The organism is Bacteroides sp., assembly GCF_030151085.1.
Taxonomy (GTDB): domain Bacteria; phylum Bacteroidota; class Bacteroidia; order Bacteroidales; family Bacteroidaceae; genus Bacteroides.
This window is the reverse complement of record NZ_JASLER010000056.1, coordinates 37802-51936: the sequence shown is the minus strand read 5'-3', so window position 1 is coordinate 51936 and position 14135 is coordinate 37802. Positions and strand designations below refer to the sequence as shown.

Below are 14135 nucleotides of genomic sequence, written 5' to 3'. Positions count from 1 at the left end.
TTTATGTCGAATTGTTTGAGATTAAATGGAAAGTTCTCTCAATACATTCACCAAATCTTTTTTGATAGGCTTGGTATTCTTAATAGCCTTTGTGAAAGGTACGTAAACAACTTCGTCATGTTCTATACCGATCATTACATTGCGTTGTCCTTCCATGATGGCGTCGATAGCGGCTGCTCCCAGTCGGCTGGCGAGTATTCGGTCGTGTGCGGAAGGACTACCACCACGTTGCAGGTGACCCAAAATGGTTACACGTACATCATATTGAGGATATTCGTTCTTAACACGTTCGGCAAAGTGCATGGCACCTCCGGTTATTTCGCTTTCGGCAACTAATACGATACTACTGTTCTTTGATTTTCGGAAGCCACTCTTGATGAATTCTTCCAGTTGGTCTACCTCGGTGCTGAACTCCGGGATAATGGCAGCTTCTGCGCCCGAAGCAATGGCTCCGTTCAGTGCTAAGAAACCTGCGTCACGTCCCATTACTTCTACAAAGAACAAGCGTTCGTGAGAAGTTGCGGTATCACGGATTTTATCTACTGCATCCAGAATGGTGTTCAGAGCGGTATCGTAACCGATTGTTGAATCAGTTCCATATAAATCGTTATCAATAGTTCCTGGTAATCCTATACAAGGAACATCAAATTCCTGCGCGAAGATGCGGGCACCTGTTAAAGAACCGTCACCACCAATGACAACCAATGCGTCAATGCCTTCTTGCTTCATATTATCGTAGGCTATCTGACGACCTTCAGGAGTAGTGAACTCCTTACAACGAGCTGTTTTCAGAATAGTACCACCCAGTTGGATGATGTTACTTACATTCTGACTTTTGAATTCTTTGATTTCGCCGGTTACCAAACCTTTGTAACCTCTATATATACCCTTAACCTGAAGTCCGTTGTAAATGGCTGCACGTGTCACGGCACGAATAGCTGCGTTCATTCCCGGAGCATCACCTCCTGATGTTAAGATACCGATGCACTTAACTGTTCCCATAACAATCTTTTGTTTAGCGTTAATAATCGTTGCAAAAATAGTGCAAACCTTTTTTAGGCTTTGCAAAGATAGTGAAAAGCTGAGTGTGCGACTAATAAATTACGTTAATTCGCTGTTTCAGAAACGTGACATATTAGTTTTAAAGTTTCGATTTTATGGCTTCGGATATTTCTTCCATCAGCCATTTGGGAGTAGAGGTGGCACCACATATACCAATCAAGTTTGCTCCTGCCAATAGAGAATTGTCTATTTCTTCTATACTATCAATTAAATGTGAGTTCGGATTCACCTTTTTGCATTCACTGAATAGTATTTTTCCATTGGAACTTTTCTTGCCGCTGACAAAGAAAACCAAGTCGTGAGAAGCCGCAAACTTTCGGATATTAGGAATTCGGTTTGCTACCTGCCGGCAGATGGTATCGTAGTATTCAAATGTAACATCCGGCGAGATATGCTCTTTAATGTATTCTACTATATTCTGAAATTCATCCAAAGATTTAGTCGTTTGAGAATAAAGACGGATACTTCGGCTGAAGTCCAGCTTTTTGGCTTCTTCTAATTTTTCAATGACTATTGCTTGCCTCTCAGTTTGACCTACAAGGCCTAATACTTCTGCATGTCCATTCTGGCCATATATTACAATCTGCTTGTTTTCCTCGCTCTCTTGAGTGTATTCCTGCTTGATTTTCTTTTGCAGACGGAGCACAACCGGACAAGTTGCATCAATAATTTCAATATTATTTTGGCGGGCGATGGCGTATGTTTCAGGTGGCTCTCCATGAGCGCGTAACAATACTTTGGCATCGTGCAGGTGACTGAATTCTTCGTGATTAATGGTAATGAGGCCCATTGCTTTCAGGCGCTCTACTTCACGGCTATTGTGCACAATGTCACCCAGACAATACAAAGTACCGCCTTGCATCAACTCCTCTTCAGCTTTGTTTATCGCAGTTACTACTCCGAAACAAAAGCCCGATCCTTCATCTATTTCTACTTTTGCCATAGTTTAGGTTATTAATTGTTTAAAAGAATAGTACTTGTAAATGGTGTAGCTATTTATACTTTATTCTTTTATAATATTCATGAACTGCTCTGCCAGCCATGCTTTTTGTTGCGAAATAGTCATAAGACTGTTATCCAATAATAAAGCATCTTCTGCTTTGCGAAGTGGACTTACTTCACGGTTTTGGTCAATGTAATCCCGTTGCTTTACATTTTCAAGGATTTCATCAAAACTAACTTCCTCACCTTTGGCTTTTAATTCGTCATAACGGCGTTGTGCGCGTATTTCAGGAGAGGCAGTCACGAAGATTTTAAGTTCAGCATCCGGAAAAACGGTAGTACCTATATCCCGTCCGTCCATCACAATACCTTTGGCTTTTCCCATTTCTTGCTGTTGAGCTACCATTGCTTCTCGTACAAAACCTAATGCTGCAATGGGGCTTACATGAGAAGAAACCTCCATAGTACGAATTTTGTTTTCTACGTTGTTTCCGTTCAGATAAGTGTCCGGACGTCCGGTCTCAGGATTAAGACGGAATGAAATATGAATATCTTTAATCTGATTTTTTAGCTTTTCAGTATCAATCTTATCTCCCTGAAATATGCCGTTTTCAATACTGTACAGCGTCACTGCGCGATACATGGCACCACTATCTATATATATATAGCCTATTTCACGGGCAAGGTCTTTAGCCATTGTACTTTTTCCACAAGAGGAAAAACCATCAATTGCAATTGTTATCTTTTTCATTTGAATGAAGTTTTATGCTATTTTTCAACATTTCATTTAAAATTCTTGCCAAAGATACTGTATTTTTAAAATATCTCGTTACATTTGTAGCACAAAACCACAAGGGTGCTTTTGAAGAATTAAAAAAACGAAAATGTAGCGCTTATTGTGTAAAAAAAGGTGGCTAAGGGCGAACAATAATAGGAAAAGTACTATATTTGCCCCAAATGAGAAACACTAAAATTATATTATAGAATTATGGAAATTAAGAAATCACCTAAGGCAGACTTGGAGAACAAGAAGTCAACATGGCTGCTCATCGGTTATGTGATTGTGCTCGCATTCATGTTCGTCGCATTCGAATGGACAAAGCGTGATATCAAGATTGATACGAGCCAGGCCATTTCCGACCTTGTATTTGAAGAGGAAGTAATTCCTATTACTGAACAACCGGAAGTGGTTGCTCCTCCTCCTCCCGAGGCTCCTTCAATTGCCGAAACTTTGACAATTGTAGATGATGATGCAAACGTTGAGGAAACTGCAATTGCTTCAAGTGAAGAAACAGGTCAGAAAGTCGAAATCAAGTATGTACCTGTGGCTGTTGTTGAAGATGAACCGGAAGAACAAACAATCTTTGAGGTTGTAGAACAAATGCCGGAATTTCCGGATGGTGGTATGGCAGGTTTGATGCAATACCTGAGCAAAAATATTAAATATCCTACAATTGCACAGGAAAATGGTACACAAGGCCGTGTAACTGTACAGTTTGTGGTTAATAAAGATGGTAGTATCGTTGATGCTAAGGTTTTAAGAGGTGTTGACCCATATTTGGATAAAGAAGCTATCCGTGTGATTAATACCATGCCGAAGTGGAAACCAGGTATGCAACGTGGTAAACCAGTACGTGTTAAATACACAGTGCCTGTAATGTTTAGATTGCAGTAATGAAATACTAAAATAAGAGAGAGGCTGCCGAAGAAGCAGCCTCTTTTCATTCCCAGCTATTCTTAAATTCAATAACTATGTTTACAGTTCCTGAACTTCTCGAAAAAATAAATATTCATATTACTAATTTGAAGTTTGACCGTACTTCGCAAGGTTTATACGATCCGGTGACTTATGTGTTGTCAATGGGTGGTAAGAGAATCCGCCCTGTGCTGATGTTGATGGCATATAATCTGTATAAAGAAGATGTGACTCATATCTTTGGTCCGGCGACCGGAATCGAAGTATATCACAATTATACTCTTTTACATGATGATTTAATGGATCGTGCAGATCGTCGGCGTGGCAAGGAAACCGTACATAAAGTTTGGAATGATAATACAGCTATCTTATCTGGTGATGCCATGTTGGTATTGGCATATCAGTTTATGGCTCAATGTCCTGTTGAACATTTAAAAGATGTAATGGATTTATTTAGCTTGACGGCTTTGGAAATTTGCGAAGGTCAACAGTTGGACATGGATTTTGAACAGCGAAAAGATGTGACGGAAGAAGAGTATTTGGAGATGATTCGACTGAAAACTTCTGTATTGCTGGCAGTTAGTTTGAAAATCGGTGCGTTATTAGGAGGTGCTTCTTCCGAAGATGCCGAACGATTGTATGATTTTGGAATGAATATGGGAGTAGCATTCCAGCTAAAAGACGATTTGCTGGATGTTTATGGTGATGCTGCTGTCTTTGGAAAAAATATCGGTGGTGATATTCTTTGTAATAAGAAAACCTATATGCTGATAAAAGCTTTCGAGCATGCAAATGATGAACAATTACACCAATTGACTACGTGGATTGATGCTGAATCTTTCGATCCAGCCGAGAAAATAGCAGCAGTCACCCAACTATATAATCAGATAGGGATAAAAGAACTTTGTGATAATAAGATCACTGAATATAGTGAAAGAGCAATGGAAAGTCTTATTGCTGTAAAAGTAGCTGCTGAAAAGAAGAATGAATTGGAAAAATTGATGAAAGATTTGATGCACAGAGAAGTGTAGTGATTTATATCTGAAAGCATGCCATATCGAAGATTACCAAATACGGATCAAGCCAGAATACGAGCATTGAAAGCAGTGGTTGTAAAGTCTGATGTGTCTAATATGTATGATTTGGCGGTCACTTTAAAGACTATAACGGACTCTAGAAATTTCCTTATGAAATTTGAGGCAGCTCAAAATTATTATGTTGAATGTTTCGAACGGCAGTCAAAAGCAGGACGAAAACATCAGGCTAATGTTAAAATGGCTCGTCTGTATATTTCTCATTTTATCCAAGTACTGAATTTGGCTGTTATACGTACTGAAGTCAGGGTTTCTCACAAAGAATATTATGGTCTGGATGTAAAAAATAATAGTGTGCCGGATTTGTCAGCAGAATCAGCGTTAGTGGAATGGGGACGTAGAATTATCGACGGAGAGAATAAGCGTATATCCCAGGGAGGAATTCCTATTTATAATCCAACTATTGCCAAAGTACGGGTTCATTATGATATCTTTATGGATAGTTATGAGAAGCAAAAAAACTTTCAGGTATTGACTATGCGTAGTTTGGAAACATTAGCATCTATGCGTGCTAAAGCTGATGAACTGATATTGGACATTTGGAATCAAGTGGAGAAAAAGTTTGAGGATATAATCCCGAACGAGAAGCGATTGGATTTATGCCGTGAATATGGATTAGTATACTATTACCGTACCGGCGAAAAACATAATGATGAAATCTAAGAATGAAATTAGTTGATTCGCATTCCCATCTTTTTTTAGAAGAGTTCACTGACGATTTAACGCAGGTGATAGCACGGGCACGAGAAGCTGGGGTTACTCACATTTTCATGCCAAATATAGATAGTACAACAATCGAATCCATGCTTCGCGTTTGTTCGGAATACAAGGATTATTGTTTTCCGATGATAGGATTGCATCCAACCTCGGTAAATGCCGATTATGAAAAAGAATTGGATGTTGTAGTAAAAGAATTAGCATCGGCTAATGAGTATGTGGCTATTGGGGAAATCGGCATGGATTTATATTGGGATAAGACATTTTTGAAAGAGCAACAAATTGCTTTAGATAGGCAGATAAAATGGGCTTTGGAGTACGATCTGCCTATTGTAATCCATTGTCGGGAGGCTTTTGATTATATATATAAGGTATTGGAACCATATAAATCTACTACATTGCGAGGCATTTTCCATAGTTTTACTGGAACCTCAAAAGAGGCGGATTCTATCATGGAGTTTTCTAATTTCCTAATCGGTATTAATGGAGTAGTTACTTTTAAAAAATCCACTTTGCCGGAAGTATTGAAATGCATTCCGTTAGATCGTATTGTGCTTGAAACAGACTCTCCTTATCTTACTCCGGTTCCTAACAGAGGCAAAAGAAATGAGAGTGCTAATGTAAAAGATACCTTAATAAAAGTTTCTGAAGTATACGGTAAATCCCCTGAAATGGTGGCACAGACGACATCAGAAAACGCATTAAAAGTGTTTGGAATACTCAAATAAGGACTTGCAGATTTTAAAGTTTATTAATTTTGAGATTTTATTCAAGATAAAACGGGGAGAAAGAAGCGGAAGAACAAAAAAAAGAATACATTTGTAGCTGAAAACGCTTGTGGTTCGCATTTTTTTTGTAATTTGCACCCGATTTCAGAGGAGGCGTCTATTGGAGAGATGCTCGAGTGGTTGAAGAGGCACGCCTGGAAAGCGTGTATACTCCTAAAGGGTATCCGGGGTTCGAATCCCCGTCTCTCCGCAGGAGAATATAGAAAGAAAAAACAATAAATAAATATAATAAGTAATTTAATTAATTAATCTTAAAAATTAGACACACAATGAAAAAGTTATTTGCAATTGTTGCTGTGATGGGAGTCTTAACATTTGGCTCAACTCAACTTGCTCAGGCTCAAGATGCTCCTGCAGCTGAACAAACAGAACAAGCTGCTCCTGCAGCTCAAGCAGCTCCAGCTGATGATGCTACTGCAACAGTAGGCGCTGAAGAGGGTGGTATTCACAAAGAAATGAAGATCAAGTTTATTGAAGGTTCTGCGTTCTTTATGAGTTTCGTAGCCATCGCATTGGTTATCGGTCTTGCATTCTGCATCGAACGTATTATTTACTTAAGCTTAGCTGAAATCAACACTAAGAAGTTTATGGCATCTATTGAAGCTGCTTTGGAAAAAGGCGACATTGAAGCTGCTAAAGACATCGCACGTAACACAAGAGGTCCTATTGCTTCTATCTACTACCAAGGTTTGATGAGAATTGACCAAGGTATTGACGTAGTAGAAAAGTCAGTAGTATCTTACGGTGGTGTACAAGCTGGTTACCTGGAAAAAGGTTGCTCTTGGATCACACTGTTTATCGCGATGGCTCCGTCTTTAGGATTCTTGGGAACTGTAATCGGTATGGTGCAGGCATTTGACAAGATCCAACAAGTAGGTGATATCTCTCCGACGGTTGTAGCAGGCGGTATGAAAGTGGCTTTGATTACTACTATCTTCGGTTTGATCGTTGCATTGATTCTTCAGGTATTTTATAATTATATCTTAGGTAAGATTGAAGCTCTGACAAGCGAAATGGAAGATTCTTCTATCTCATTGTTGGATATGGTTATCAAATATGATTTGAAATATAAAAAATAATTTATCTGCGATATGAAAGTTAGAATTCAAAAAGTTTCAAGTACTGCACTGTATGTGATGCTTGCCATTACATTGGTCATACTGGGCGTATTCTTCTTTGGCGGAGAAACTCCACTTGATCAACGTATGGTCGCAGATCCATCTTTGTCAGAACCTGCTCAGACAGATGCCTTGATATACTGGATGTATATCTTGTTAGCTGTAACTGTTATAGTAACTGTTGCTGCTGCTATATTCCAATTTGTTTCGGGATTTATTGAGTCTCCGAAAAATGCTATTAAATCTTTGATTGGTCTTATTTTGATTGTTGTGGTATTAATTATATCATGGTCAGCAGGTAGCGATCAAACATTGGTAATCCAGGGCTATAGCGGTACTGAAAATGTTCCGTTCTGGTTGAAATTGACAGATATGTTCTTGTACACCATTTATATTTTAATGGGTGTTATGATTCTGTTGATTTTTGGTTTCGGTATTGCAAAAAAGTTTAAATAACTAAGAGAACTTAAAATGGCAAAAGGTAAAAGAAAAGTACCTGAAATCAACTCCAGTTCAACAGCGGATATTGCTTTCTTGTTGCTTATCTTCTTCTTGATTACAACATCTATGGATACTGACCGCGGTTTGGCAAGACGTTTGCCGGAACCTCCGCAGAAAGACCAACCAAAAGAAGATATCAAGTTGAAAGAGCGCAATGTATTGACAGTATTCTTGAACTTGAACGACCAGTTGATGTGCGGTAATGAATATATCAGCGTAGACCAACTGCGCGCAAAAGCCAAAGAATTTATTGCCAATCCGTATAATGACGATAGTAAACCTGAGAAGCATGCGAAAGAAATTCCTTTCTTCGGTACTATGCAGGTTACGGATAAGCACGTAGTTTCTTTGCGTTGTGACCGTGGTTCTTCTTATAAGGCATATATTTCTGTACAGAATGAGTTGGTAGCTGCTTATAATGAGTTGCGTGATGAACTGGCTCAGGAAAAGTGGCAGAAGACATATGCTGAACTGAATGAGGACCAGCAAGATGCAATTCGTAAAATTTATCCTCAGATGATTTCTGAGGCAGAACCTAAAAAGTACGGAGAAAAGAAGTAATGGGAAAATTTAACAAAACTGGTAAACGTGAAATACCGGCGTTGAACACTTCTTCTCTACCTGACCTTATCTTCACGTTGTTGTTCTTCTTTATGATTGTAACAACTATGCGTGAGGTAACATTGAAGGTTGAGTTTAAGGTTCCGCAAGCTACAGAATTGGAAAAACTTGAGAAGAAGTCTTTGGTTACGTTTATCTATGTAGGAAAACCTACTGCTGAGTTTCGTAAGAAATTAGGTAGTGAAAGTCGTATCCAATTGAATGATAGTTATGCTGAGGTTTCTGAAATTCAAGACTATATTATTGGTGAACGTTCCAGTATGAAGGAAGAAGATCAGCCGCAGATGACAGTATCTTTGAAAGTTGACCAAGAGACTAAAATGGGTATCGTAACTGATATCAAAGAAGCTCTTCGTAATGCTTATGCATTGAAAATTAACTATTCTGCGCAACCGCGTCAGTAATAAGTTAGTAAACTATATGAATAAAGGTCGCTTGTTTTGCAAGCGACCTTTATTTTTTATGTTATTTAGTTCTATGCTATTTCACATTGTATACTTCCCGATATATATGCTCTTTTACAGTATTGAAGTCTTTCTCGCATTTTAGATCTCCATAAGCCATGAGTAACATAGGTAGATAGCCATCTCCTGATTTATAAGGAGGCTGTTGGTAAGGCTTTTCCCAGAGCGTAAAGCCGTGGCGTTGATAGAAGTTAATACGACGTTGAGCCATTTCTTCTGTAGGTTCTTCAACTTCCAGGATAATGGGATGTTTTAAAAGCTGGCATAAGTGACTTAATACATTCTTTCCATGTCCACCGTTACGTTGTGCAGGGTCAATGGCAAAATGTTCTACGTAATAGAAGTGTCCGAAATCCCAGTATGTGATTAGTCCGACGGGGGTATCGTTATGGAAAATGACGTTATTATGAAAATGATTTTTTGAATCTGTATATCTACGTAACTCATCCAATGACCTGTACTCTTCTGAAGGAAAAGAAGCGGTCATTAAATTTTCCATAAAGCTGTACAAGGCTGTATCAGCTGTAGTAATGCGTTGAAGTCTGATCATAAGCTGTTGAGTCTGGATTATTATAATTATTATTCTGTATAAAATTCGATAATACGTTGTAAAGAGCGCTGGCAAACGGGGCAGAAAGTTGGATATTCGTTGGTACGCATGCGACAGTCGTCAGCCGGGCGATATATGCCTTTGGCAGAATAACCTCCCCCTTCATAGACTCCTACAGGAAATTTTTTACTTTGATTAGTTGGAGTTGGGATAGGAGTACCTTGGGCAAGCATATCTTCCCATTTAGATGTGAAGTTTACTTTAGTACTTATATTTTGCTCCCAAGGTTCTACATCCAACGGGTATGTATCAGTCATGACATCGTTATCATAAAAATACTCATCGGCAAGTCCGCCGAAACTATGCCCGAATTCATGTACGACTACAGGACGGAACTTAGAATGATGGGCAGTAGTCAATGTATACGAGTTGTATATACCTCCTCCACCATATTCTTCCGTATTAGCTAAGATAATGATATGTTCATAGGGGATTCCTGCTAATGCGTCGTGTATTGCTTTAACATGGCTCGTTGTCAGATACCGGTCTGAATAGAAAGTACTGAAATGAGAGCCGAGTGCTGTTTGCTTCCATTCGCCTATGCGCGGAATGCTGACTCCACTATCTTCGGAAGGACTGGCTACCGCAACAATATTAAAGCAGTTTTTCATGGATTTGAAAGGTTCATGAGAGAACAAACTTTCGCAGGCAATGGCGGCATCTTTATAGAATAACTCCATTTCCTTTTGCGTATATCCTTCGGCAAGAATGGCTACGTCAATGCATTTATCCGTATTCCCACTTTGCAAGAGATATTTATGGGGTGTAATATGAGTATTTCCTTTTTTATGGATTAATATATCATCAGGATTCACAATATGCTTCATGCTGGTGCGTACATTTCTACGGGGATCTAGTAGGGTGATTTCTATTTCCGCAGGATGCAGAGGGTAGGGAACTAGAAAAGTGTTCTCAAAACCTTTGGTTACGTTTTGGGCCTCGTCAGTTTCCAGCCACTCTTGGAAAAGTGATGAAAAAGATGTCTTATAAATAATCTTACCACTGGATACATCTTTCATAAGGATTTGTCCGTTACCTTGCAAAGGAAGTTCGGATAAATGGTGTTTTCTTCCGGCCCAATGAGGTAAAGAAGACAACCCGTCCAGACAAATCTCCTGTTTAGTGGCATTACCATTAAAAATATAGTCAATACGTAGACTTTTATCCGTGAAATAATCGGTAAATACTTGCGCATGTAAAGAGAACATAACCAATGCGCATAACAAGAATAGTGAGATCTTTTTCATAACTGACTATTATTTAATCTTTTTGTTCCTACAAAGATACTATCTTTAGGGCTCATCTGCAATTTTTATTGAAAAGTGGAAAAGTTTTTTCTATTCTCACGTATATGTCTTAGTAATAGTATTATTCTTTTTTTAGTAAGAAAAGTTATAAACCGTATTTTTATTGGCAAAAAATTATCTAACTTTGCGTATTATTGTATGTGAATACAAGAAACTGTAGTATTTATTAATCATTTAAAATTGAAATGGGACATCATCAATTGGATAATTTAGACGAGCAAATATTGAAGCTTATAGCTGATAATGCACGTATTCCCTTTCTGGAAGTGGCCAGAGCTTGTAATGTATCAGGAGCAGCCATTCATCAGCGTATTCAAAAGCTGACGAATTTAGGCATATTGAAAGGATCTGAATATGTTATTGATCCGGAAAAAATAGGATATGAAACGTGTGCATATATCGGTATCTATTTAAAAGATCCTGAATCATTTGACGCTGTTACAAAAGCCTTGGAGGCTATTCCCGAAATCGTTGAGTGTCATTTTACAACAGGTAAATACGATATGTTTGTGAAGCTTTATGCCCGCAATAATCACCATTTGTTGAGCATAATCCACGATAAATTACAGCCGTTGGGGTTATCCCGTACGGAAACCTTGATATCTTTCCACGAAGCCATTAAGCGGCAAATGCCGATAATGATAGAAGATGAAGAAGATTGATTCTTATCGGCGAATGTAATCAACAAAGGCATAAGGGCAGGGATGCTTCTCATCTACAGGATGAGATTCCCTGCTTTTTTCTTGCCATACACTCAAGTCCACATTGGGGAAATAGACATCTGCCTGAGTTGCTTCGGCATCTACTTCTGTCAGGCAGAGTTCGTCAGCAAAGGAGAGCGCCTGACTGTACACACTTGCCCCACCGATAATAAAGACATGCTCGTCCGGACGGCAGCTTTTTAAAGCATCTTCAAGCGAAGGAAATACCTCTGCTCCGGGAAAAGACAAATCTCCCCGAGATGATAAAACTACATTTCGACGATTGGGGAGAGCACCTTTGGGCAGTGATTCAAAGGTCTTTCTGCCCATAATGATTGTATTTCCGGTGGTTAATGCTTTGAAGCGTTTCAAATCATTAGGAAGCCAGAACAATAGTTTATTTTGGTAACCGATCCCTCTTTGGCGATCAACTGCGGCGATGATGCTTATCATATTGAATTGAAAATTGAAAATTATAAAATAAAAGAGCTATACGGCTACCTTTCCAGCAATATGTGGATGAGGATTGTAATCAACCAATTCAAAGTCCTCAAATTTAAAATCGAAGATACTTTTCACATCCGGGTTGATTTTCATTTGCGGTAAAGCGCGTGGCTCACGCGAAAGCTGAAGTTTTACTTGATCCAAATGATTCAGGTAAATGTGGGCATCTCCTAAAGTATGAACAAAGTCTCCGGCTTTCAATCCGGTTACTTGTGCCATCATTTGCAGTAGTAACGCGTATGAGGCAATATTGAAAGGAACACCCAGAAAAATGTCCGCACTACGTTGATACAATTGGAGGCTTAATCTTCCATCGGCTACATAAAACTGGAAAAATGCATGGCAGGGAGGTAAGTTCATATTATCCAGGTCTCCTACATTCCATGCACTTACTATGATGCGGCGGGAATCAGGATTATGTTTGATGGTCTCAACAACTTCACTGATTTGGTCTATATATTCACCTTTATAATTGGGCCATGAACGCCATTGGTAACCATAAATATGTCCCAAATCTCCATTCTCATCTGCCCATTCATTCCAGATACGTACACCATTGTCCTGAAGATACTTCACGTTGGTATCTCCCTTGAGAAACCATAATAGTTCGTATATAATTGATTTCAGGTGAAGTTTTTTGGTGGTCAGGCAAGGAAAGCCTTCGTCCATATTGAAGCGCATCTGATGTCCAAATACACTGATGGTACCTGTACCGGTGCGGTCGCTTTTCTCTGCGCCTTCAGCCAATACCCGGTTGAGTAAATCTAAATATTGTTTCATAATGGTAGTGCTTTTTTATCTGAACGCAAAGGTAGAGGATTTAATCAATAATCAATAATTAATAAATAATAATTAGAGGAAAGGAGTCATCAGATTGCCTACCCAACCTACAAACTTTTTCCATCCTGAACGTTCCTTCCAGACTTCAGGAGTCAGTAAAGTACTGTTTTGCTTATCCCTTTCGAACATTGCATTCAGTTGGTGTGTAAGATCAGGATCAAAGATAAAAGCATTTGTTTCGTAGTCATATCGCAAACTGCGACTGTTGAGGTTGGCTGTGCCGACGGTACAGAAAGTACTATCCACCATCATTACTTTAGAGTGATGAAAACCTCCATTGAATAGATAAATTTTTGCTCCTTGCTTCATTAGTTTGTGTACTATGTAGAATGAAGCTTCAGGTGTAAAAGGTATATCTGAAATGGCAGGTATCATGATTTCCACTTCTGTTCCTTTCTTTAAAGCCTTTTTGATTGCCTTACGGATTGATTTCGTAGGTACAAAATAGGGGTTGACAATCTGGATATTTTTTTGTGCAGCCTGAATTGAAGCTGCGTATGCATGACTGATGGAGCGTGGCGTTTCGCGTGGAGTGCGATCTACAATGGCTATCTCTTCGGCTATGCTATCCGGAAACAGTGGAATGTCAGGGAAGTAAACGGGACCACCGATATGCTGTCCTGTTTCTTGGTTCCACATGGTGAGGAAGATACCTTGAAGGTAACGTACGGCATCCCCTTCGAGGTGAATGTGCATATCATGCCATTTACCGATTTTAGGTAACCCGTTGATGTAATAGTCGGCAATGTTCATACCACCGGTATAACCTATCTTTCCATCGATAACCACGATTTTACGATGATCACGGTGTGCAGCATGATTGATATACGGAAAAGTGAACGGATCGAATTTCACGATTTCAATGCCACGGTCACGGATGGATTTCAGGTGACGTTTCTTCAGAGGCTTGTTGTTAGACCAGTTGCCGAAAGCATCGAACATGGCACGCACTTCCACCCCCTCTTTGGCTTTTTCTGCCAGAAGGTCGAATAAGGCATTAGCTATTGAGTCATTCCGGAAATTGAAATATTCCAAATGAATGTGATGCTTCGCTTGGCGAATCGTTTCGAAGAGATCGATGAATTTATCACGTCCGGTCATTAATAATTTGACTTTATTGTTGTTAGTGACCGGAGCTCCCATTTGTTGCAAGTAATTCATCACAATGGA

Annotated in this window: 17 protein-coding genes and 1 tRNA gene; 10 read left to right on the top strand and 8 right to left on the bottom strand. The window is 39.2% G+C overall.

Going from position 1 to position 14135, the window contains the following annotated elements; all coding sequences use genetic code 11:
- Positions 1 to 21: 21 nt before the first annotated feature.
- The 3 genes from pfkA to cmk form a co-directional block, all read right to left on the bottom strand.
- Complete coding sequence (gene pfkA / locus Q1W14_RS11130; RefSeq protein WP_300701473.1) at positions 22 to 1002, bottom strand: 6-phosphofructokinase; 981 nt, start codon at positions 1000 to 1002, stop codon at positions 22 to 24.
- 139 nt (positions 1003 to 1141) lie between these two features.
- Positions 1142 to 2005: a 4-hydroxy-3-methylbut-2-enyl diphosphate reductase gene (locus Q1W14_RS11125; protein ID WP_300701472.1), complete on the bottom strand. Its 864-nt coding sequence runs from the start codon at positions 2003 to 2005 to the stop codon at positions 1142 to 1144.
- A 60-nt stretch (positions 2006 to 2065) separates the two neighbouring features.
- Complete coding sequence (gene cmk, locus Q1W14_RS11120; protein ID WP_300701471.1) at positions 2066 to 2755, bottom strand: (d)CMP kinase; 690 nt, start codon at positions 2753 to 2755, stop codon at positions 2066 to 2068.
- Positions 2756 to 2992: 237 nt separating this feature from the next.
- On the opposite strand from cmk, the gene Q1W14_RS11115 reads away from it, so the two are divergent.
- The 9 genes from Q1W14_RS11115 (at position 2993) to Q1W14_RS11075 (ending at position 8943) form a co-directional block, all read left to right on the top strand.
- A complete protein-coding gene (locus Q1W14_RS11115; RefSeq protein WP_300701470.1) occupies positions 2993 to 3679 on the top strand; it encodes an energy transducer TonB in 687 nt (228 codons plus the stop codon).
- Positions 3680 to 3756: 77 nt separating this feature from the next.
- Entirely contained in the window at positions 3757 to 4731 is a 975-nt protein-coding gene (locus Q1W14_RS11110; protein ID WP_300701469.1) for a polyprenyl synthetase family protein, read from the top strand.
- 18 nt (positions 4732 to 4749) lie between these two features.
- Positions 4750 to 5457, top strand: a complete 708-nt coding sequence (locus tag Q1W14_RS11105) for a hypothetical protein (protein ID WP_300701468.1) — start codon at positions 4750 to 4752, stop codon at positions 5455 to 5457.
- A 2-nt stretch (positions 5458 to 5459) separates the two neighbouring features.
- Entirely contained in the window at positions 5460 to 6239 is a 780-nt protein-coding gene (locus Q1W14_RS11100; RefSeq protein ID WP_300701467.1) for a TatD family hydrolase, read from the top strand.
- A gap of 162 nt (positions 6240 to 6401) precedes the next feature.
- Positions 6402 to 6489: transfer RNA gene (locus tag Q1W14_RS11095), tRNA-Ser, on the top strand.
- Positions 6490 to 6568: 79 nt separating this feature from the next.
- The gene (locus Q1W14_RS11090; protein WP_300701466.1) at positions 6569 to 7378 is read left to right on the top strand and encodes a MotA/TolQ/ExbB proton channel family protein; all 810 of its coding nucleotides are present in this window, start codon (positions 6569 to 6571) and stop codon (positions 7376 to 7378) included.
- Between the two features lie 12 nt (positions 7379 to 7390).
- The gene (locus tag Q1W14_RS11085; RefSeq protein ID WP_300701465.1) at positions 7391 to 7873 is read left to right on the top strand and encodes a hypothetical protein; all 483 of its coding nucleotides are present in this window, start codon (positions 7391 to 7393) and stop codon (positions 7871 to 7873) included.
- Between the two features lie 15 nt (positions 7874 to 7888).
- Entirely contained in the window at positions 7889 to 8479 is a 591-nt protein-coding gene (locus tag Q1W14_RS11080) for a biopolymer transporter ExbD (RefSeq protein WP_300701464.1), read from the top strand.
- Positions 8479 to 8943, top strand: a complete 465-nt coding sequence (locus tag Q1W14_RS11075) for a biopolymer transporter ExbD (protein ID WP_300701463.1) — start codon at positions 8479 to 8481, stop codon at positions 8941 to 8943. The genes Q1W14_RS11080 and Q1W14_RS11075 overlap by 1 nt, the downstream gene beginning before the upstream one ends.
- 76 nt (positions 8944 to 9019) lie before the next feature.
- Here Q1W14_RS11075 and Q1W14_RS11070 read toward each other — a convergent pair whose 3' ends face one another.
- Both Q1W14_RS11070 and Q1W14_RS11065 read right to left on the bottom strand, forming a co-directional pair.
- Complete coding sequence (locus Q1W14_RS11070) at positions 9020 to 9553, bottom strand: GNAT family N-acetyltransferase (RefSeq protein WP_300701462.1); 534 nt, start codon at positions 9551 to 9553, stop codon at positions 9020 to 9022.
- Positions 9554 to 9582: 29 nt separating this feature from the next.
- Positions 9583 to 10860 (bottom strand): IgA Peptidase M64, encoded by a 1278-nt coding sequence (locus tag Q1W14_RS11065; protein ID WP_300701461.1) that lies wholly within the window; start codon positions 10858 to 10860, stop codon positions 9583 to 9585.
- 245 nt (positions 10861 to 11105) lie between these two features.
- Here Q1W14_RS11065 and Q1W14_RS11060 point away from each other — a divergent pair, with 245 nt between their 5' ends.
- Positions 11106 to 11582, top strand: coding sequence for an Lrp/AsnC ligand binding domain-containing protein (locus Q1W14_RS11060; protein WP_300701460.1), 477 nt, complete (start codon positions 11106 to 11108; stop codon positions 11580 to 11582).
- Between the two features lie 3 nt (positions 11583 to 11585).
- Here the strand turns inward: Q1W14_RS11060 and Q1W14_RS11055 are convergent, their stop codons facing one another.
- The 3 genes from Q1W14_RS11055 to cls all read right to left on the bottom strand — a co-directional run bounded on the left by Q1W14_RS11055 (position 11586) and on the right by cls (position 14126).
- Complete coding sequence (locus tag Q1W14_RS11055; RefSeq protein WP_300701459.1) at positions 11586 to 12074, bottom strand: dihydrofolate reductase; 489 nt, start codon at positions 12072 to 12074, stop codon at positions 11586 to 11588.
- A 36-nt stretch (positions 12075 to 12110) separates the two neighbouring features.
- On the bottom strand, positions 12111 to 12905 hold the full coding sequence (locus Q1W14_RS11050; RefSeq protein ID WP_300701458.1) for a thymidylate synthase: 795 nt from the start codon (positions 12903 to 12905) through the stop codon (positions 12111 to 12113).
- Positions 12906 to 12977: 72 nt separating this feature from the next.
- Positions 12978 to 14126: a cardiolipin synthase gene (gene cls, locus Q1W14_RS11045; RefSeq protein ID WP_300701758.1), complete on the bottom strand. Its 1149-nt coding sequence runs from the start codon at positions 14124 to 14126 to the stop codon at positions 12978 to 12980.
- Positions 14127 to 14135 lie beyond the last annotated feature (9 nt).